At 56.9% G+C, this 18,815-nt stretch carries 20 protein-coding genes, 1 tRNA gene and 4 pseudogenes; 12 read left to right on the top strand and 13 right to left on the bottom strand.

The window, feature by feature from the left end:
* Positions 1 to 46: 46 nt before the first annotated feature.
* From HMPREF1267_RS01330 to HMPREF1267_RS13535, 3 genes and pseudogenes are all read right to left on the bottom strand, one after another.
* Positions 47 to 1,321, bottom strand: a complete 1,275-nt coding sequence (locus HMPREF1267_RS01330) for an MFS transporter (protein ID WP_023028143.1) — start codon at positions 1,319 to 1,321, stop codon at positions 47 to 49.
* Between the two features lie 542 nt (positions 1,322 to 1,863).
* A pseudogene (locus HMPREF1267_RS01325) lies at positions 1,864 to 3,054 on the bottom strand (IS256 family transposase); the annotation flags it as partial.
* Positions 3,055 to 3,207: a hypothetical protein gene (locus tag HMPREF1267_RS13535; protein ID WP_023016544.1), complete on the bottom strand. Its 153-nt coding sequence runs from the start codon at positions 3,205 to 3,207 to the stop codon at positions 3,055 to 3,057.
* Between the two features lie 114 nt (positions 3,208 to 3,321).
* On the opposite strand from HMPREF1267_RS13535, the pseudogene HMPREF1267_RS12545 reads away from it, so the two are divergent.
* The 3 genes and pseudogenes from HMPREF1267_RS12545 to HMPREF1267_RS01300 all read left to right on the top strand — a co-directional run.
* A pseudogene (locus HMPREF1267_RS12545) lies at positions 3,322 to 4,006 on the top strand (IS256 family transposase); the annotation flags it as partial.
* A 59-nt stretch (positions 4,007 to 4,065) separates the two neighbouring features.
* A protein-coding gene (locus tag HMPREF1267_RS01305) for an IS3 family transposase (RefSeq protein WP_156906104.1) occupies positions 4,066 to 5,282 on the top strand; the annotation gives its coding sequence in 2 pieces (ribosomal slippage) (positions 4,066 to 4,327 and positions 4,327 to 5,282; 1,218 coding nt in all).
* Between the two features lie 207 nt (positions 5,283 to 5,489).
* Positions 5,490 to 6,380, top strand: a complete 891-nt coding sequence (locus HMPREF1267_RS01300; RefSeq protein WP_023016542.1) for a cation diffusion facilitator family transporter — start codon at positions 5,490 to 5,492, stop codon at positions 6,378 to 6,380.
* 7 nt (positions 6,381 to 6,387) lie between these two features.
* Here the strand turns inward: HMPREF1267_RS01300 and HMPREF1267_RS13105 are convergent, their stop codons facing one another.
* Together HMPREF1267_RS13105 and HMPREF1267_RS01290 are read right to left on the bottom strand one after the other, a co-directional pair.
* Positions 6,388 to 7,071, bottom strand: a complete 684-nt coding sequence (locus HMPREF1267_RS13105; RefSeq protein WP_198011734.1) for a hypothetical protein — start codon at positions 7,069 to 7,071, stop codon at positions 6,388 to 6,390.
* Between the two features lie 103 nt (positions 7,072 to 7,174).
* Positions 7,175 to 7,828: pseudogene (locus HMPREF1267_RS01290) on the bottom strand (IS256 family transposase); the annotation flags it as partial.
* Positions 7,829 to 8,198: 370 nt separating this feature from the next.
* Here HMPREF1267_RS01290 and HMPREF1267_RS13295 point away from each other — a divergent pair.
* Both HMPREF1267_RS13295 and HMPREF1267_RS13290 read left to right on the top strand, forming a co-directional pair.
* Positions 8,199 to 9,023: a DDE-type integrase/transposase/recombinase gene (locus tag HMPREF1267_RS13295; protein WP_023028124.1), complete on the top strand. Its 825-nt coding sequence runs from the start codon at positions 8,199 to 8,201 to the stop codon at positions 9,021 to 9,023.
* The gene (locus HMPREF1267_RS13290) at positions 8,978 to 9,691 is read left to right on the top strand and encodes a hypothetical protein (RefSeq protein WP_232215089.1); all 714 of its coding nucleotides are present in this window, start codon (positions 8,978 to 8,980) and stop codon (positions 9,689 to 9,691) included. The genes HMPREF1267_RS13295 and HMPREF1267_RS13290 overlap by 46 nt, the downstream gene beginning before the upstream one ends.
* Here the strand turns inward: HMPREF1267_RS13290 and HMPREF1267_RS13100 are convergent.
* On the bottom strand, positions 9,688 to 9,837 hold the full coding sequence (locus HMPREF1267_RS13100) for a hypothetical protein (protein ID WP_023028138.1): 150 nt from the start codon (positions 9,835 to 9,837) through the stop codon (positions 9,688 to 9,690). The genes HMPREF1267_RS13290 and HMPREF1267_RS13100 overlap by 4 nt on opposite strands.
* Positions 9,838 to 10,273: 436 nt before the next feature.
* Here HMPREF1267_RS13100 and HMPREF1267_RS12535 point away from each other — a divergent pair.
* Both HMPREF1267_RS12535 and HMPREF1267_RS01275 read left to right on the top strand, forming a co-directional pair.
* Positions 10,274 to 11,471, top strand: a pseudogene (locus tag HMPREF1267_RS12535) (IS3 family transposase).
* A 237-nt stretch (positions 11,472 to 11,708) separates the two neighbouring features.
* Entirely contained in the window at positions 11,709 to 11,960 is a 252-nt protein-coding gene (locus tag HMPREF1267_RS01275) for a hypothetical protein (protein ID WP_023028137.1), read from the top strand.
* A gap of 21 nt (positions 11,961 to 11,981) precedes the next feature.
* Here the strand turns inward: HMPREF1267_RS01275 and HMPREF1267_RS01270 are convergent, their stop codons facing one another.
* The 4 genes from HMPREF1267_RS01270 to HMPREF1267_RS01255 are packed head-to-tail and all read right to left on the bottom strand — an operon-like array spanning position 11,982 to position 15,049.
* Positions 11,982 to 12,989 carry a ThiF family adenylyltransferase gene (locus tag HMPREF1267_RS01270; protein ID WP_023028136.1) on the bottom strand — a complete coding sequence of 336 codons (1,008 nt, stop codon included), beginning with the start codon at positions 12,987 to 12,989 and terminating at the stop codon, positions 11,982 to 11,984.
* A complete protein-coding gene (locus tag HMPREF1267_RS01265; protein WP_023028135.1) occupies positions 12,986 to 13,447 on the bottom strand; it encodes a molybdenum cofactor biosynthesis protein MoaE in 462 nt (153 codons plus the stop codon). The genes HMPREF1267_RS01270 and HMPREF1267_RS01265 overlap by 4 nt, the downstream gene beginning before the upstream one ends.
* Positions 13,437 to 13,916, bottom strand: coding sequence for a MogA/MoaB family molybdenum cofactor biosynthesis protein (locus HMPREF1267_RS01260; RefSeq protein ID WP_023028134.1), 480 nt, complete (start codon positions 13,914 to 13,916; stop codon positions 13,437 to 13,439). The genes HMPREF1267_RS01265 and HMPREF1267_RS01260 overlap by 11 nt, the downstream gene beginning before the upstream one ends.
* Positions 13,913 to 15,049, bottom strand: a complete 1,137-nt coding sequence (locus HMPREF1267_RS01255; RefSeq protein ID WP_023028133.1) for a molybdopterin molybdotransferase MoeA — start codon at positions 15,047 to 15,049, stop codon at positions 13,913 to 13,915. The genes HMPREF1267_RS01260 and HMPREF1267_RS01255 overlap by 4 nt, the downstream gene beginning before the upstream one ends.
* A gap of 58 nt (positions 15,050 to 15,107) precedes the next feature.
* On the opposite strand from HMPREF1267_RS01255, the gene HMPREF1267_RS01250 reads away from it, so the two are divergent.
* Positions 15,108 to 15,368 carry a MoaD/ThiS family protein gene (locus HMPREF1267_RS01250; RefSeq protein WP_023016533.1) on the top strand — a complete coding sequence of 87 codons (261 nt, stop codon included), beginning with the start codon at positions 15,108 to 15,110 and terminating at the stop codon, positions 15,366 to 15,368.
* A gap of 43 nt (positions 15,369 to 15,411) precedes the next feature.
* Here HMPREF1267_RS01250 and HMPREF1267_RS01245 read toward each other — a convergent pair whose 3' ends face one another.
* Positions 15,412 to 15,804 (bottom strand): phage holin family protein, encoded by a 393-nt coding sequence (locus tag HMPREF1267_RS01245; protein ID WP_023016534.1) that lies wholly within the window; start codon positions 15,802 to 15,804, stop codon positions 15,412 to 15,414.
* Positions 15,805 to 16,857, bottom strand: a complete 1,053-nt coding sequence (gene hisC / locus HMPREF1267_RS01240) for a histidinol-phosphate transaminase (protein ID WP_023028132.1) — start codon at positions 16,855 to 16,857, stop codon at positions 15,805 to 15,807.
* A gap of 120 nt (positions 16,858 to 16,977) precedes the next feature.
* Between hisC and HMPREF1267_RS01235 the strand changes: the two genes are divergently transcribed.
* Positions 16,978 to 17,066 (top strand) — tRNA-Ser (locus tag HMPREF1267_RS01235).
* A gap of 271 nt (positions 17,067 to 17,337) precedes the next feature.
* A complete protein-coding gene (locus tag HMPREF1267_RS01230; protein WP_023016536.1) occupies positions 17,338 to 17,526 on the top strand; it encodes a hypothetical protein in 189 nt (62 codons plus the stop codon).
* 124 nt (positions 17,527 to 17,650) lie between these two features.
* Here the strand turns inward: HMPREF1267_RS01230 and HMPREF1267_RS01225 are convergent, their stop codons facing one another.
* Positions 17,651 to 18,028, bottom strand: a complete 378-nt coding sequence (locus HMPREF1267_RS01225) for an NUDIX domain-containing protein (RefSeq protein WP_034653750.1) — start codon at positions 18,026 to 18,028, stop codon at positions 17,651 to 17,653.
* Positions 18,029 to 18,113: 85 nt separating this feature from the next.
* Between HMPREF1267_RS01225 and HMPREF1267_RS01220 the strand changes: the two genes are divergently transcribed.
* Together HMPREF1267_RS01220 and HMPREF1267_RS01215 are read left to right on the top strand one after the other, a co-directional pair.
* Entirely contained in the window at positions 18,114 to 18,476 is a 363-nt protein-coding gene (locus HMPREF1267_RS01220) for a YidH family protein (protein ID WP_005276372.1), read from the top strand.
* The gene (locus tag HMPREF1267_RS01215; RefSeq protein ID WP_023028131.1) at positions 18,469 to 18,792 is read left to right on the top strand and encodes a DUF202 domain-containing protein; all 324 of its coding nucleotides are present in this window, start codon (positions 18,469 to 18,471) and stop codon (positions 18,790 to 18,792) included. Before HMPREF1267_RS01220 ends, HMPREF1267_RS01215 begins: the two co-directional genes overlap by 8 nt.
* Positions 18,793 to 18,815 lie beyond the last annotated feature (23 nt).

Raw genomic sequence — 18,815 nt, 5'->3', positions numbered from 1 at the left:
CCACACACAAACCATCAGAGACCCTCTTGGTAGATGACCTTGAGACTTACTCGCATACGGGGAGCAAATTGAACTCGGATGCCTTAGGTAGTGTGCGCAGGACTGAAATTGCCGCTATCAAACAGGAGATAACCGAGCACAGAGCACATAGCGCCATGCTTGCCTGAAAACCCATTGCGGCGAGAATTGCACCCGCGCTGGCGGACGCGATGATTGGTAGCAACCCCATCATCAGACGCGCTCCTGCCGAGCATTTTTCTATTTTTTCGGGAGGTGCTGATAACGCAAGCACTCCCCCGGAGTATGAGTTGCAGGCAATGGAGGGAACTACGATGAAAAATGCTGCAACTGCAATAAGTGGCCAATACTGAGAAAATATAAGAAGGAACAGATACCACAGTAGCTCCCAAAACATCGTTACTCGGATGATGTTTCTTCCTGGAAATTGCTTGATGAGGCGGTCTTGAAGAAGTCCTCCAACAATCATTCCAAGGGCGAACATGGCTGAGGTGAGGCCGATTATCCAACCATCAACTTTGAGGTATGCCAGCCATAGGTCAACGGACGCGATGAGGAAAAAATTGGCGAAGTTGGAGAAAATATCGATGCTGAAGATTGTTCGGAGCATCGGATATTTCCAAATCCAAGTCAAAGAATATTTGCTATCGGACCAGAACTCTCGAAACGAATACTGTTGTTCACTACTTGACCTCCCCAGGTCCATACTGATGGTTCTTGAAGCATAAAGCGGACCCAACCCACACAAAGTTTGTACGATAAAGGGAATAACTGGGGCTAGACCGTAGAGAAAGCCGCCTAAAGGTAGTCCGACCATCCAGATAATGTTGTCTCGAGTTTGGTTACGGCCTTGCGCTTGAACAAGCAAATTCTCAGGAATGATGAATCTCAAAATGGCGTTGGTTAGGCCTCCGAAGGTGCCTGTAATCATTCCTGCAAACAGGCTAAAGAAGAACAAAAGCATGAAAGTGAATTTGCCCAAGTAAAGCAGTAACGAGAAGGTTGACCAGATGCCAATTTGGCTCAGCCCATAGAAGAAAAGTAACTTCTTCTTGTTAAAACGATCGATGATCATGCCGGCTGGGATCGTCATGATCATCGATCCCGCCGAGCTTGCGGCGCCAATCACTCCCGCTTGACTTAAGCTCCCAGTGAGGTAGTAGCTCGCAAGTGAAATAGGGATAGCTACGAGGGATGCCCCCAAGGCGCTTGCTGTATCAGCGAAGAACCACCGTAGATAGTCAGGATGGTTCTTGCGTACGATGGTCCAAAATTTTTGATCAGAAGTATTATAATCCTGCATCGTGTCTCTCAATGTTTGGCACCCGCGACTGAAAGCTCATGCGCGCAGCATGAACCCAGCGCCGGATTTCCGGAATGGGTAATTCTCACGGGTCAACCTCTTGACCCGCCGCAACTCGCGGAGTGTCAAACAGGATTTATTGATGCAGTAATGTGAACATGATGTGCTCCAGGTACTATGCCATTAATCTCGGCTCAGTGACTATATGGTCCGGGCCGGTTTTAGGACCGGGCGGTTTGAGTGCCTTCCTGGGTTTGGTACCATTGGTTAGCGTACTCAGTCGACGGGATAAACCCTAGGCTCGAATGAGGATAATAGGTATTATAGCGCTGTGACCACAGTCGCAGGCAACGCGACGCATGGGCGGGGGTAGTCGAATATCTCGTCCTCTCACAGCTCGTCACGTAGCCGGTTGTGGAAGAACTCCACAAACCCGTTATGCCAGGGCATTCCCGGTGGGATGAACGCCTCGACAGTATCGTGCTTAGCTGCCCAGTAAGTCAGCTCAGAGCGTGTCAAGTTGTTTGTGTGTGGGGCTGGGTTTATAGGTATTTGTCGAAGCTGTCGGGGTAGGCCACGGCCATTTGGTTAATGGCTTGTTTCCAGCCGGAAACTCGGGCTCCTTCCATGAGTCTGCCGGCTGTCGCTGAGACTCGTTTTCCCTGCTTCGCCCTCTTGGCAGCTCGTTTGTCTTCGATATTGCAGATCATCAACCACAGCGTCTTTATCGCTGATTCATCGTTGGTGAACTGCACCCTGTTGCGGGTAGCTTTACGCAGCTGGTTGTTAAACGACTCAATGGAATTCGTCGTATAGATGACCTTCCTTGCTGCTGGCGGGAACTGCAAAAATGGCACGAATCTATCCCATGCATCCTGCCAGACCTTGACTGAGCGGGGATATTTCTCACCCAGCTCGGAGGCTTCAAATTCGTCTAAAGCAACCTGTGCTGTGGGCTCGTCCGTGGCAGTGTAAATCTTTTTCAACGCGGCCGATACGCCCCAGCGATCCCCATAGGCTACCCACCGGTTAGCGGCGCGAATCAGGTACACGATACAGGTTTGCACCATAGAGTTCGGCCAAGTTGCCTCAACTGCCTCTGGCAGGCCTTTAAGCCCGTCACAGCAGACGATAAAGACGTCCTTGACCCCACGGTTAGAAAAGTTGGCGCATACCTGCGCCCAAAATGAAGCGCCTTCTTCTTTGGCAATCCACAACCCCAAAATATGCTTGATACCGTCGAGATCCACGCCGATAGCCATGTACGCGGACTTATTGACCACCCGGCCACCATCCCGGACTTTAATGCGCAGCGCATCCAGAAAAACCACGGGGTAGAACTCATCTAACTGGCGGTTTTGCCAGACCATGACCTCATCGAGGACAGCATCGGTGACTGCGGAAATCGTCTCATGGGAAATATCAACCCGCATCGCCGTTGCCATATGGTGCTGGATGTCCCTAATTGTCATCCCACCGGCATACAAGCTGACGATCATGTCATCAACATCAGTCAAGCGCCTAGAACCTTTAGGAACCATAGTCGGCAAGAATGTACCAGCCCGATCCCTCGGGACATCAACGGTTAATGGCCCATAGTTAGAATCCACGGTCTTTGGATACGACCCGTTGCGGTAATTGTCTGTCCCAGCAGCAGCTTTAGCGCTCCTGTCGCCAGACTCGTAGCCCAAATGGGCATCCATTTCCGCGTTGAGTCCCCTGGTAATCGAGGCCTACAACATGCCGCGAACCAAGTCATTGGCATCCATTGTCGACCTGCCTAGGTCATCAATCAGCTTCGCGATGTCAGGATTAGCAAGCAGCTTCTTTTCAATCGCATCAATCTTGGCCTTATCAGCCGGATCTCGTCTCGCCACAGTAGTCATTCTGATCCATCTCCTCATGCAGGTTAGGTACCCACACACAAACCATCAGACACTCTCTGGTGTGCTTTCCGGGTGAGTAAAAACAGACCACGATGCCCGGTATGTGCTGGGCAAATGAAGAAAAACGGAACCACATCCAAAGGCACAACCAGGTGGCGGTGCAAAGACCCGAACTGCGGCAGCTCCACGACACGAACCCGCACCGATCTCACTCAGGCCTGCGACTTTAAAGCCTTCATCTCCTATGTCACCTCCACAGTGACGTTGTCTGAACTCGCCGGGCAACAAAGGGTGAGTCGTTGGACACTTGATCGCCGATTGAACCGTTTTGGCTCATCGACGTCCCCAACGACGGTGCCCCGCAGCGCGTCTACGAGCAGATCTTCATCGACGCCACCACGTCATTGCTTGGCACTGGACCAAACACGAAACTGTCCACGCATACACGCAGCTTCTTCGCAAAATCGCCGAGCCGCTCTGCGTCGTCATCGACGTCGGACAAGGCGCACTCACCGCGATTAAAGCCTGCTGGCCAAACGCGATGATTCAGCGTTGTCTCGTCCATGCGCAACGCGTCATCCGCCGCTACACCACCTCACGGCCGCGCACCGACGCCGGCAAAACCATCTACGCACTGGCGCTGAAACTAACCCGTGTCACCACACTCGAACAGGCACGGGAGTGGACGCTACGTCTGCACGACTTCGGTCAGGTATTCAAAACATTCCTCAACGAGAAAACACCCGTGCCAAAGGAACGCCGAACACTCAATAACCAGTGGGAATGGACTCATCTGCGTGAGGTTACCCTCGTTTAGTGGACACCCGATTAGTGCGGATCTTGTGTCCGTAAGAGAGGATGTTCATTGTGAGTCAACAACGCCAGAAATACACACCTGAGTATCGACGTGAAGCCGCGAACCTGGTAATCGAATCGCAGCGCCCAATTGCTCATGTAGCCAAAGAAATTGGTGTCGCACCTGGCCTTTTAGGCCGATGGGTAAAAAATGAGCGTCAACGCCGAGGGTCCTCTGATGGGTTAAGCGAGGCGGATCTTCGTGCTGAGAATGCTCGTCTGCGTCGTGAGCTGGCAGAAGCCAAGATGGATAACGAGTTTTTGTCAAAAGCGACAGCCTTCTTCGCCGCACAGCAACGCGATCAGAAAAGTTCGAATTGATGCAGCAGGAGAAGGCGAATTTCAGTATCAAGCGCATGGCACGCTTGTTGAAGGTGTCTCGGTCTGGATACTACAAATGGGCCCATATGCAGCAGCAACGCTTATCCGGTAAAGATGATCGGATATCTTTTTACGATGATGTTGATCGTAAAATTCATCAGATCTGGAAAGACTCCGATGAGGTCTATGGTGCCCCGCGGATTACCGCAGAACTCGCCGAGCGCTACCAGATCAGTGTGAATCGCAAGACTGTGGCCAAGCGGATGCGTCTGATGGGCATTGAAGGGATTTCACCGCGTGCTTTTGTGCCGGTGACAACGATTCAATCTAAGCGTAAGTCAAGTCTTCCTGACCTGGTCAAGCGCATGTTTGATACCGGTGAACTTAACCGGGTGTGGATGTCAGATATTACTTACCTGCGCACTGGCGAGGGCTGGTTGTACTTATGTGCGGTCCGCGATGGTCATTCCCGCAGGGTGCTGGGCTGGGCTATGGATAGCGTGCAAGATACTTCCCTGGTCGAAAAGGCCCTACGGATGGCACATACGCTGCGTGGTGACGTTCCTGACGGGCTGGTGTTTCACGCTGACCGGGGGACGCAATTTACCAGCGAGAAGCTCTGGGAGGTGTGCCGCAACCTGGGCATTGCTCAATCTGTAGGGCGTACCGGGGTGTGCTTCGATAACGCGATGGCCGAGTCGTTCTGGTCGACGCTGAAAACCGAGTTCTACGACCGGAAGCGCTGGGCCACCCGCGATGCTGCGCGTCAGGCCGTTGCCTACTGGATTGAAGTGGTCTACAACCGTCGGCGCCGGCATTCCGCTCTCGGGATGGTCAGCCCCGTCGATTTCGAAAACCACACCAGCCTAACCACCAGCAGAAAAGAAATAGCTGCCTAACCACTAGGTAGCTTGACTACGTGTCCACGATTTGCGGGCAACCCCAACCCCACTACTTTTTGGTTGTTCATGTTTCAGCTTCTCTACACATTCAAAGGACAACTGCACAATGACCTAAAGCAGGCCGACTTGGCCTCAGTGGCTGCGCTTACCGCCATCCATTTGCATTTAATTGTCAATAAGCGTCGACGGGGATAGGCTGAGTGCATGGCACACGAGCACCACGACCACGATCACTCCAGCACGCCGCTGCGCGCACTCTTGATTGCGCTAGGCATTACCGGCACCGTCTTCTTCGCGGAGCTGATCGGCGGCTGGTTGGCGGGTTCGATGGCGCTGATGGCGGATGCGATGCACATGCTTTCCGACGCTGCGGGGTTGATCATCGCGGTGTCAGCGGTGTTGGTTGGGCGCCGACAAGCATCGGCTCAGGCCACGTACGGCTACCGACGAGTGGAGGTGCTTGCTGCACTGGCGAACGCAGTGATGGTGCTGGCGATCTCGGTGTGGATTGTCGTCGAGGCGGTGCGCCGCCTGCAGAGCCCGGCCGAAGTGCAGGGAAAAACGATGCTGATCATCGCGGTGATCGGCCTGGTGGCGAATGCGCTATCGGCGTGGGTTCTGCACCGGCACCGCAAATCCTCGATCAACGTGGAGGGCGCGTTCTTGCACGTGTTAGTGGATATGCTCGGCTCTGTCGCAGTAATCGTGGCCGGCATCGTGGTACTGACCACGGGGTTTGTGGCGGCGGACGTGATCGCCTCCCTAGCGATCGCGGCGATGGTGCTGCCGCGCGCCTGGCAGCTCATGCGGCTTTCGACGAGCGTGCTGCTCGAGCAAGTCCCGGCGGACTTCGACGCCAGTGCGATCGAGCCCGCGCTGCGGCAGGTCGAGGGCGTTGCTGACATCCACGACCTGCACCTGTGGAGCCTGGACGGCGTGAACGTGCTCACGACCGTGCATATCGTGCGCGACGGCACCGTCGGCACCGGCCCGCTGTTGGATGCCGCCCAGCAGGCCCTGCGCGAACACGGTATCGAGCACTCCACCATCCAGATTGAGCACCCAGAGCACGAATCCCACGAGACGGTGTGCTGATTCCCTTCTAACCTGACTTAGGCCAATTTTGTGCGGAAGTTCGCGGCCGGTGATTACTTGGATGGTGGCCGTGAGGTCGGGCGGGAATGGTACGGCGGCGTGAATGGTTTCGCCGCCAACGACGAGTTGAAAGCTGCGGTATTTCTTGAGTGTTCTCACGAGGCGTTTGATGAAGTGACCACTGCGGGTCTCCATCAGGTGGGTCACGGCTAGTGCTGCCATCACAATATTGAGATGTGCTGTGATCGAGTTTTGTTTCCTCGCATAGATTAGGCGTGCTTTCAGGTCTGATTTCGACATCCGATACGACATTTTCAATGTGGAATAGCCTGCGGTAATGCCCGATAACCTCCTGGGCGGGAAGAGCGGTCAGGTCGGTTTCATAGCCTTTAATTCCGGCTAGGGCTCGGTGTTTGGCAGCGAGAGCGTAGTTGACCTTCTTGTTCGGGGTGGAAAGATCGAAATAGCGGTTGCGCTTAATGGCGATTTCGCCGTCAACAGCGCGTTTGGCTTTTGCGACTTGCTCTTTGATTCCGCGCAGGCCGCGTCTGGCCCGATCATAGGAGTACTGGAAGTGGGTCACCGTATTCGGGGTTGTGTGTTTGCGCGCATCGCTTGCCGAGGCTTGTGTCCAGATCTGGCCGTGGGCGTAGGCTTCACCAGGGATTTCCCGCCGCCAGGTTTCAATCACCTCAGGCACGGTGGGGTTTCACCGACAAAATGTAGTGCAGACCTGCATCTATCAATGCTTGCTTGTTCGGAGGGTGTCAAGTTGTTTGTGTGTGGGGGTAGGTTTATAGGTATTTGTCGAAGCTGTCGGGGTAGGCCACGGCCATTTGGTTAATGGCTTGTTTCCAGCCGGAAACTCGGGCTCCTTCCATGAGTCTGCCGGCTGTCGCTGAGACTCGTTTGCCTTGCTTTGCCCTCTTTGCGGCTCGTTTGTCTTCGATGTTGCAGATCATCAACCACAGCGTCTTTATCGCTGATTCATCGTTGGTGAACTGCACCCTGTTGCGGGTAGCTTTACGCAGCTCATTGTTGAACGACTCAATGGAGTTCGTCGTATAGATTACCTTTCTGGCTGCTGGTGGGAACTGCAGAAACGGTACGAAACGCGCCCACGCATCCTGCCAGACCTTGACTGAGCGGGGATATTTCTCACCCAGCTCGGAGGCTTCAAATTCGTCTAAAGCAACCTGTGCTGTGGGCTCGTCCGTGGCAGTGTAAATCTTTTTCAACGCGGCTGATACGCCCCGGCGATCCCCGTAGGCTACCCACCGGTTAGCGGCGCGAATCAGGTGCACGATACAGGTTTGCACCATAGAGTTCGGCCAGGTTGCCTCAACTGCCTCTGGCAGGCCTTTCAGCCCGTCACAGCAGACGATAAAGACGTCTTTGACCCCACGATTGGCCAGGTTGGCGCATACCTGCGCCCAGAATGTGGGCCCGACCCCCGGAAAGTGGACACGTCGGGGGTCGGGCCCCTCCTCATGCGGGTTAGGTTCCCACACCCACTCTCATTCGAAAGGTACTACGGTGGTCGCCTCATGCATCCATCAGACCCTCACCGTCAGTTACAGATACACCACACTAAAGGACGCAACCGACATCGCGGGTAAGCGCCCGCGCGTGTTGCCACACCGTACCCCAATTAGCGAGCTTTAAAACTAGTACTGTGATGTCTAGTGACTTTTTGGACTCGGAGTCCATTGACTTTTTGGACGCGGAGTCCAGTTAGTTTTTTGACGCGGAGTCCAGGAAGTTTATGGACAGGATGTCTAGTGACTTTTTGGACTCTGGCTTCTTGACAATGTGGGGATGGCAATTCCCATTACTCTCCGCAAGAAGATAGCGGATTTCGACCCCATCCGTGAGGGCATCACGGTCCAGCAGTTCTGCAAGAACATCGGCGTATCGAAGCAGACGTACTACAACATCAAAGCACGTATCGCCGAACGCGGGCGGGCTGGCATCGTGCCCGACAGCACGGCACCGCTGAACCCGCGACGGGTCTACGATGACAAGATTCGACAACAGGTCCTGCAAGCTCGCGGTACGTTAAAAGCCCGCGGCCAAGACTGCGGCCCATGGTCAATCTTCTACTTCTTCCTCGACGAACTCGGCTACGACCAACCACCGTCACGAGCTTTAATCGCACAATGGTTGCACGAGGCTGGCGTCGCTGACATCAATGCACGTAAACGACCGCGTAAGTCCTACAGGCACTTTGCCAGGGGCGAAGTCAATGAACTGTGGCAGATCGATGCGTTTGCCTACAGACTCTTCGATGTGCCTCACACGCAAGTGACTATCTACCAAGTCGTCGACGATGCCAGCCGCTTCGACGTCGGCTCCCAAGCTTTTGGAACTCCAGAAAACGGCACCGATGCCCGCATCACGCTAAGTGGAGCCATTGATGCTTACGGACTTTTCCAAGAAGTCCTCTCTGACAACGGTGATGCCTTTGCCACCTACCATCGCGGCCGGCTGTCGCAAACCGAACGCTGGCTCGCCAGCCTGGGAGTTCAATCAAGTGCGGGCTTTGCTCCCACGACGCAAGGCAAAGACGAGCGATCGCACCAAACCATGACCAGGTTTTGGATGCTCGTACCCCGACGACGCTGGCGCAGGTCCAACAGCTGATTGTCGACTACCGCAACTTCTACAACACACGCCGTCGCCACCAAGGACTTCTCAGGGGCAAGATGCACATCACCCCAGCCCAAGCCTGGGAGATTATCTCGCATGCCCAGCCACCGACGCAGCCGATTGACCCAGATGTTTTATGGACAAAAATCGCGAAACAATATCACCGGATTCACCCCGACAACCAGGCAGATGCTTTAGCAGCCGACACAGTGGTCGCGACAGATAATGCCCTGCCTGAAGTTGCAGCTTCAGACAGGGCACCAAGTAACGACACTCAGGCGATCCAGCAAGATACACCCCATGCCGATTCCTCAACCGTAATGCCAAGCTCTACCGGTGTAAATGCATTCTGGCCTATCCCGGACAAGCTGTGGATCAACAAAAGCGGGGTGGTACGCGTTATGGGGCACGGCCTCTACGTCGGGCTGCGCTTCAAAAATCGAGCCATCTACAGCAGCGTAGCCGATGACTATGTGGAATTTTTTACTGATCACGACGGTGAGAAACTGTTTTCATTTCCGCTACCGATCCAACTGAATCAGCGTCCACCCGGCGGTCAAATCAACATAAACCACGTTGTCGGCATGTGGCACCGACAACCCCCAGAGCTAAAACCCAACCTCTCTGGGCCACGGCCAAGCCGCCGGAAGAAGCCAAGCTAGCACCAGTACAAAAACTCCGTGGACTCCCCGTCCAAAAAGCGGGGAGACTCCGCGTCCAAAAAGCGGGGAGACTCCGCGTCCACAAAGTCCCTAGACTCCGAGTCCACAAAGTAGCTGGACTCCAAGTCCAAAAACCTCATGGACATAACAACGTTAGCGAACTCGCCGGCGACAGCATGCTTTAACGGAAAACAATTAGGATAATCCCCAACTTTGGCGAAAGTTCTAGTTTCCCGCTTTGTACTGCGGTATATGGCTAAGGTCGTTGCGCTCGTATTGCGAGCAAGGATCTGAACCTTGTTAGGTAGCCCCCGAACATCTAGCCCTGTAGGGCTGGAAGGAAATATAAGCTACACCCTATTGTTACGCCGGTGTGCGGCAGAATGTTTCCTGTAAAATAGGGCCGTTCCTAATATTGTTTTACACGTGTCTATCAGGGTTCAGGCCTTATGTTTACAGAAAGTGGTGAGTGTGGTGTTATCGTCTGACGGTTTCCATATTGAAAGTCATGGACCTGACCCCTGTTTGGTGGACACCTGATATCCAGCCCAGTCGGGCTGGGAAGAAAGGTAATCTACCATCATGTCCAGGTATTCCGAACAGTTCAAACGCGATGCCGTGGCCCTCTATAAGGAACAATGAGGATCTCTCGCTGAACTCAGCATTAGCCGAACTCGGCATCAACCGAGCTTCGCTGCATTCTTGGGTCAAAAAGTACGGCACCGGCAAACGTGCCCGCATAAAAGCCGTGCATGATAAAGCCCAGGCAGCGAATGAATCCGAACGCATTCGCCAACTGGAGAAAGAAAACACAAAACTGCGCGAAGAACGTGACATCCTGCGTAAGGCTGCGAAGTATTTTGCCGAAGAGACTCACTGGTGATCCGCTTCCAGTTTGTCTATGACCACCGAACCGAATACTCGGCTCACACGGATGTGCCACGTGTTGAAGCTCAATCGCTCCTCGTTTTATAAATGGGTCCACACCCGTGAAAAGCGCAGGTCAAGGATGTATTCTGATGCCGTTATTGGTGCAAGGATCACAACCGTCTTTGATGATGAGCATGGTCTTTATGGTGCTAAACGCATCGCTGCAAGCCTCAACAGTGATACGGATTTCAGCCCGATAAATCACAAGAAAGTCGCACGAATTATGAAAGCCATGGGGCTTAGAGGCTTTACCAAGCGCCGCCGATGTGTCACTACCAGGCGCAAGCCTGGCCACCGCGTCATGCCAGATTTACTAGGCCCGCTTATTCACAGCCAACGAGCCGAACCGCGTCTATGTCGGCGATATTACCTACCTGCCATGTAAAGGAGGGAAAAACATGTATTTGGCCACTGTCATTGACACTTCATTCACGCAAACTTGCAGGGTATGCACTCGCAGACCACATGCGGGGCTCACTGGTCATCGATGCTCTAGCTCACGCGCATGGTGTGCGTGGCAGTCTTGACGGGGCTATTTTCCATTCCGATCACGGCAGCGTGTACACCTCACAGGCCTTTAGGAACTATTGCTCGTCGTTGGGTGTGCGCCAGTCTATGGGAGCGGTAGGAACGAGTGCTGATAGAAGCCCTAGCAGAATCATTTAACGCCACCTTAAAGCGGGAAGTGCTGCGAGAGCGGAAAGTCTTTGACAATCCGATCGCCTGCCGCCGGGAAGTCTTCCGGTGGTGCATGCGCTACAACACCCGCAGACGGCACTCCTGGTGCAATCTCGTAGCTCCTGATGTCTTTGAAACCAAGACTTCAGCTACACTGACCAAAGCAGCATAGCTAGCCCCCGATCTGTCCACTTTCCGGGGGTCAGGCCCTACAGCAAATGTGGAGCTAACAGGACACCGGAAAGCTGCCTAAGCTAACGAGCTTCACGCTTGTTGCTGCGGCATTTCATACCGGGGGATGACGCGCCTAGTGCGGCGCAGACTTAATCTTGGAAATGTACAGGGTAAGTCAGGTGTGGTTGTTTGCTGGCTTTGTCTCAGAGATAAAAATGCTCGACGAAAGGACATCATGAGTACCTCGGAACTATATGTAGCAGCAGCGGAATCTACTAACCCTAATGACACGTGGTGGTTCCTCGGGTTCCTGCCCATCCTTTTGCTCGTTGCGTTCTGGATTGCGGCGGTTATTTCTATTATCGCTTCTGGGTACACGATTGCGGCCAAGGTGCTCTTTATCGCCGCTACCTTTGCCCTTCCCTTCTTGGGACCGCTCATCTGGTTCCTCTTTGTTCGCGGCAGGGAAGACAAACAAAGGCGCTAGAAGGGCCATCGTGCGGCTGGTCTAGGGCATCCCGTGCTGTTCCAACCACGCGTTAATGCCGCCGCGCAGTGAAACAACGTGCTCGTAGCCGCGGCCGCGCAATGCGTGGACGGCTTGCGCGGAGCGGATGCCGCTGGCGCAGTAGATAACGGCGGCATCGCCCTGGCCGATATCTGGGTCTTCGCCGGCGAGGATGCGGTCTAGGGGCAGATGCGTTGAATCAGGAATGGCGGCGCGGGCGCGTTCGGCGTCGGTGCGGACATCGATAAGCGGGGCGTGCGCGGGGATCTCGCGGACCTCGGGGGCATCGGCTGGCTGGGTAGGCTGCGCGCCGGTGGGGCGGATGGGGATATACTCCCAGGTCCCAGATAGGGCCTCAAAGTAGCCGAGCGTGCCAATAAGCGGGGTGCCGACGCCGGTAATGATCTTCAAAGCCTCCAAGGCCATCGCGGATCCCACCGTGCCAACGATGGGGCCCAGGACGCCGGCTTGGGAGCACGATGGGACCTCGCCCGGAGCCGGGGCGGTGGGGAAAACATCCTCGTACACAGGGCCCTTGCCGGACCAAAAGACGCTCATCTGCGCATCAAAGCCCAGGATAGAAGCCCAAATATGCGGAATGCCCAGGCTGTGGGCGGCCCATGAGCACAGGTAGCGGGCGTCGAAATTATCCGTCCCATCGAGGATCACGTCGCAGCCGCGCAGCTGCTCGAGGGCGGTGGCGGATTCCAGGCGGCCGTGGCAGATAAGCTCCACCTCAGGGTTGAGGGCGCGCACCGCCGCCGCGGCCGATTCGGTCTTTGCAGTGCCGATGGAGGCGGTGGTGTGAATGACCTGCCGGTGGAGGTTGGAGGGGGAGACGAGGTCGTCATCGAAAAGCGAGATGCGGCCCACCCCGGCCCCTGCTAGGTAGAGCAGCGCTGGTGAGCCAAGCCCGCCCGCGCCGATGACCGCGACGTGGGAGTCGGCCAATTTCTGCTGGCCCTTTTCACCCCACAGGGCCTCTTGGCGGGCATAGCGGATGCTCATTCGAGGCCCACCCAGTTAACGGAGCCATCGCCGTGGCTTTGTTCCTTCCAGATGGGCACCTCGGCCTTGACGCGATCGGCGCAGGCCTCCGCGGCGCGGAAGGCATCGCCGCGGTGGGCAGAGGCAGCGACGACGGTAAAGGCCAGATCGCCCACCTGTAGATCGCCAGTGCGGTGGGCTGACCACAAGCGCACGGGGTGTTGGCCTGCTACTTCATCGACAATCTCGCGCAGCTTTTCCGGGGCGCTGGGGTGCGCGGTATAAGTTAGCAGGGTGACATCGGGCCGGCCGCCATCATGATCACGCACGATGCCCTCGAACGTGACCACCGCGCCCATGGCTGGGGTGATGACCTCTGCCTTGGCCGCGGCAAGGAGGGGCTCGAGGGGCTGCTCGGTCAGCATCGTGCCGACGGTGAGCCCGGTCTGCGCGGCGACATAAGAGGGATCAGTGCTCATGTTTTCCTTCTAACATATCGACGATGTGGACGATTAATTCATCTAGCACGGCGCACCCATCTTTGACCCCGCCGGTAGAACCGGGCAGGGTCATGGCAAAGGTGGTGTCATTGACGCCTGCGACCGCGCGCGAGGCCACCGCGGTGGGGATATTCTCCAGGCCCTTATTCCAAAAGGCCATGGCGATGCCGGGAAGCTCCCGCGTGAGGTGGGGCTGAACGGCATCGACGGTGAGGTCATCCGGGGTCAGGCCGGTTCCGCCGGAGGTGAGGATGACCGCGGGCTTTTCGGCGAAGGCCTGGTCCACCGCTGAGGCGATATCGGCATCAGGAACCACGCGGGCATCAGGGCAGTCGAAGCCCTTGCGGCGCAAGAAATCTACCGCGATGGGGCCCGAGCGATCCTCGTAGACCCCGGCGGCGGCGCGGGTGGAGGCGACCAAAACAATGGCGGTGCGAGCAGAACTCATAGGGGATAGACCTTTACTTCTTCTCCTGCGCTGAGGCTCTTACCAGCAGGAATGCGGATGAGGTGGGTGGCATCGACGGCTTGGGCCAGCAGGTGGGAACTAGCGCCGCCGGTAACCCGGGCCTGCGCACCAGCGTACCCGCGGCGGAATTGATCCTTGTGGGGTAGGCCCTCGATGGCGTGCGCGATTGGCACGCGATATGCCGCGGGCGCCCAGCCCAGGGTGGGGGCCACAAAGAGGCGGAAGCTTACCATGGTGGAAATCGGATTGCCGGGCAAGCAGATGACTGGGGTGCCATGGAAACTGGCGATGCCCTGCGGCCCGCCAGGCTGCTGGTCCACGTGGCCAAACCAACCGGTGAGCACCTGCCGGATAACCTCGTATTTGCCCGCGGAAATCCCGCCGGAGGTGACGATGGCATCGGGGCGGTAGTCCTGCGTGGCCTCCTCCAGCGCGCGGGTGAGCACCTCTGGATCGTCATCGGTGGTGACGTATCCGGCGACCTCGATGCCGGCGCGGTGGGCCATAGCGGAGATGAGCGGCGCATTGGCATCAGGAATAGCAGCAACACCCGTACCAATTTCCGCGCCGCCGGTGCACACGAGGATGCGGGCGGGGCGATAAACGCTGACCTCCTCGATGCCCTGGGAGGCCAGCGCGGCCAGGCGCACCGGAGTGAGCTTCTCGCCCTTGGCGGCCAGGAGAACGCCCTGCTGGAGGTCCGTGCCCGTACCGCGGATGAATTGGCCCTCCTCAGTGGCCGGAACTGTAATGGTCTCGCCTGGCTGGAGGAATTCCTGCGGCTGGCACTTTTCAATCGGCACGATGGATGCCGTGCCCTCTGGAACCTTGGCTCCGGTCATGATGGGGCAGGCGGTGTGCAAGGGACCATCCAGCAGCTCGGTGGGATTCGCGCCGGCGGCGATGGTGGGGCCCACCTCGTACGATCCGGCTGCGGTGGCGGGCAGCGCGTAGCCATCCATCTGGGAATTGCTAAAGCGCGGCGAGGGGAAGGCGGTATGGACATCGGCGGCAAGGACCATCTCCTGCGCCTGCCCCAGGGGCCGGGAGATGACTTGGCGCGGGCCGAGGGCTGCCGCGACCTCGTGTGCGTGGGTTTCGGGAGTGCGCATAGAGCCAAGTTTACCCGCGAGTTCGACACGTTCGAAGCCTGCGGGCATAGTAGAAAGCATGTTGACCGTTCACTATTTCGCCGCCGCTCGTGCCGCGGCCGGCGTTGCTTCGGAGCAGGTAAAAGCGCCCACCACCTTAGGCCAGCTCATAGAGCAGCTGGGTAAGGACCACACCGGCACCACCGAGGCCGGTATGAGCATGAAAGAGGTGCTGGGGCGCTGTAATTTTCTTATCGATGGCGCCGGGAACACCCAAGCGGACTCGCCGCTCATGGGCGTGACCCGCGTTGACGTGCTTCCGCCCTTCGCCGGGGGATAGCCCGCTCCTTCGGACCGGCTGGTGTGTTAGACCAGCCAGCGCCTTAGACCGGCTTGCGCAGTGGGCTGGTAAAGAAATTAACCAGGCTGCTGACCAGGGACAAGATGATGGCGCCGAAGATTGCAGAGCCCCAGGAATTGACCACAAGGTGGCCAATTCCTAAGTCAAAGGCGTTAAGCGTCCACTCCACGATCAGCAGGGCGGCGCCATTGATGACGAGCGCGAATAGTCCGAGGGTAAGGCAGGTTAGCGGGGCGCCGATAAAACGCAGCACGGGCATGACCACCGCGTTAATAATGATGAAAACAATGGCCACGGCAATGAAATTGCCCAGCTTATCCGGGGTGATATAAATCCCGGGAATAATGCCCACTACGACCCAGAGCGCAATCGCGATGGCGACCACGTTGAGGGCAAAATTGGTCAACGAACGCATTTAGCCTCCTACGGTATCGTTCCACGCCCGAAGCAGGGCGTTAGTTTCTTCCTTAGTTGTAATGGTAATGCGGATGCCTTCGCTAAAGGCGCGAACGAGCACGCCGCGTGTGGCCAAGCGCGCGGCTAATTCCTGCGGCGTTCCTAGCTTTTCAATATTCGCCGCCGGCAGCCATACGTGGTTGGCCTCCGAGCGGGGAACGCCCCACTCTGCCAACTCCTTTTCCACGCGCTGGCGCTGGCCACAAGTCTCTTCGGTGCGCTCGCGCAGCGAATCCTGCGCTGCGAGCGCGGCACGGGCACCGGCCTGGGCCACGGCGTTGATGGAAAACGGAATCGCTACCTTATTCAGTGCCGCGATGACGTCTTCTGGGCCATAGGCATAGCCCACGCGCACGCCGGCCAAACCATAGGCCTTGGAGAAGGTCCGCAGGAAGACCACGTTGGGGTAAGTACCAAAAAGCTCGGTGCCCAGCGGGGTATCGGCATTCCGATTATATTCGATATAGGCCTCATCGAGGGCCACGAGGACATCGCCTGGCACCGCGTCCATAAATTCGGAAAACTCCGCCTTAGTCACGGTAGTGCCGGAAGGATTATTCGGATTGCAGACGAAAATCAGGCGCGTATCTGAGGTAATTTTCTCCGCCATTGCGGGCAAATCCACGCGCTGGTCCGCATCGAGCGGAACCGGAATGGGGCGCGCACCCACCACCTGGGCAAAAATGGGATAAGCCTCAAAGGAACGCCACGGGAAAATCACTTCCTCACCGGGCCTGGTGGTGATTTGTACCAATTGCTGGCACAGCGCGGAAGAACCCGTGCCCACCGCAACCTGGTCAAAGCTCACGCCTAAGTGCTCGGCCAGATCCTCACGCAACTCGGTGGCCGCGATATCCGGGTAGCGATTGGCCTCGGCAGCGGCGCGGGCCATAGCCTCGGCGGCCTCAGGCAGCGGTGGCTGCGTGGCTTCATTAGAAGACAACTTGAGGGCATCATCGTGGCGCGCGCCGGGCACGTAGCCAGGGATGGCGCGTAAGTCGGAGCGAATCATGGCTACCACTCTAGGTCGTCTCTCCTGCGCGCGTGGAAGAAAACCGGGGACAAAACCAGGGGGTTAGTTTGGCCGTGGCGCATGCGGCAGGTATTGTCTTTTACGGTTCTTTCTGAACTTGGAGATGTGCCAGAGCGGCCGAATGGGGCTCCCTGCTAAGGAGTTGACCCTTCTGGGGTCCGGAGGTTCGAATCCTCTCATCTCCGCCACCCAAATCCCGGGCAATTGCGCTCGGGATTTCGTCGTTTTGCCAGCTTAAACAATAGGCCTAAGCGGCGGCTTAAACGGAGTTAAATGACAAAATGTGGTGGCCACCAAGCAGGAGCCAGACCCCTATTCTGTAAGCAGGGATACGAGTATTCGCTCGCTACGGGCATGAAGCGGAAATGCAGTTCTCCGAGGGCGCTTTTGGAGCGCAAGGAGATTTTTCAAAAGGATGAACTCGTCACGTGGTGAATTTTTATCGTGAATAATGGCGCTATGGATAAAGTGCAGAAGATAAAGAACGGAATTTTGCTCGCTTTAGCAGTTGCCTCTTTGGTGTTAATTGTTTTGTGGCTGACCGATGTAATAGGCATCGGCTTAGTGACCATCTTCATTGTTGTTCTGACTGCTGCTTCTGTGGGAGTGCGCGTGTGGGCGGAGAATGCAGGGCGTCAGTCTAAATAAGTAGTACACCGCACCCCGTTTATCCCAGGGTGACTGTTACGTGACCGTTGGTTCATGATTTTCCCTGGCGCAGGTGGTGCGGTGTAGGCGTAGTTTCCTTTGCTGATGCGCGGGCTTGACCACTTTACAGCGCCGGAAAAACCTCGCTGCGCAGGAGATCAGCAAGCTCGCACTGCGGGTCGGCGGGATCGATCCAGGCGGTTTCGGCGATTTCGGCTGCGGCGTGGGCGATGACGGGGCGCGGGTAGGTAAAGATATGCCCGCGGACGGTCTGGCCCGGTTCATTGGCAGCGGGGGCAGTGAAGGTGCCGAGCTCGGTAAGTTCAGGTAGGCGAACCCGGACGCCGATTTCTTCTTCCGCCTCGCGCGCAGCGGCCTGGACAGGGCTTTCGCCTTCTTCTAGCTTGCCGCCCGGCAGCTGGAACTTCGTGGATGAGGCCTTGCGTACGCCAAGCACGTGGTCAAAGGAATTGCGGAAAACGATTGCTGCGACTTCAATCATGGCCCCGATCATAACGAGGTGGCCGGCGAACAGGCTCGCAGCCTTATCGCGCCAAGGGTGGACATTGAATATAAGGTAGGAAGGCATGAGCGATTCGAGGTTTCCCCGCTCGGTATTTGGGGTAGGAAGCGACCCTGATCCGCGTTTTACGCTGGCGAATGAGCGCACCTTCCTCGCATGGATCCGCACCTCGCTCGCGCTGATTGCCGGGGGAGTGGCCTTGGAAGCTTTCGACGTGCCGCTGCCGGCGACGCTGCGCGCGGTGGTCTCCGCATTCATGCTGGTGGTGGCGATTGTGCTGCCGGTAGTCGCGTGGGTGCAATGGAAGCGGGCTGAGCGCGCCTTGCGGCAACAGCGCCCGTTGCCCTTCAGCATCGCCATCCCGGTGCTTGTAGGCACCATCGTCGTTATCGCGGCTGTCCTGCTGGTAGGCGAGCTACTTGCCTAGCCCGCAGCAACATGGGGAGCTCTTTGACCCCGGCTTGCAGCCCGAGCGCACCCGCCTATCGTGGCAGCGCACCATCCTCGCGCTGGCGGTGATACTCCTAGGGGTCATGCGGGTGGTCAGCGTCAGCGTGTTTCTCCCGTTGCTGGCGCTCGCGGCTGGTGTGCTGGTGCTGATAGTGGCGGTGCGGAAGCGGGCATCGCTTGTCGATGCCTCCCTGCGAACCCACCGCCACCTCCCCGGCGCCACCATCTTGGCCAGTAGCGCGGTGCTGGTCTCCCTGCTTGCGGCCTTTGCCCTGTGGGGTGTTTTTGCCTAAAGGCAAAGTTTTCCGCCGCAGCG

This window comes from Corynebacterium sp. KPL1824, assembly GCF_000478095.1.
Lineage (GTDB): Bacteria > Actinomycetota > Actinomycetes > Mycobacteriales > Mycobacteriaceae > Corynebacterium > Corynebacterium accolens.
The sequence above is the reverse complement of the archived record's forward strand: the minus strand, read 5'-3'. Positions and strand labels throughout refer to the sequence as shown.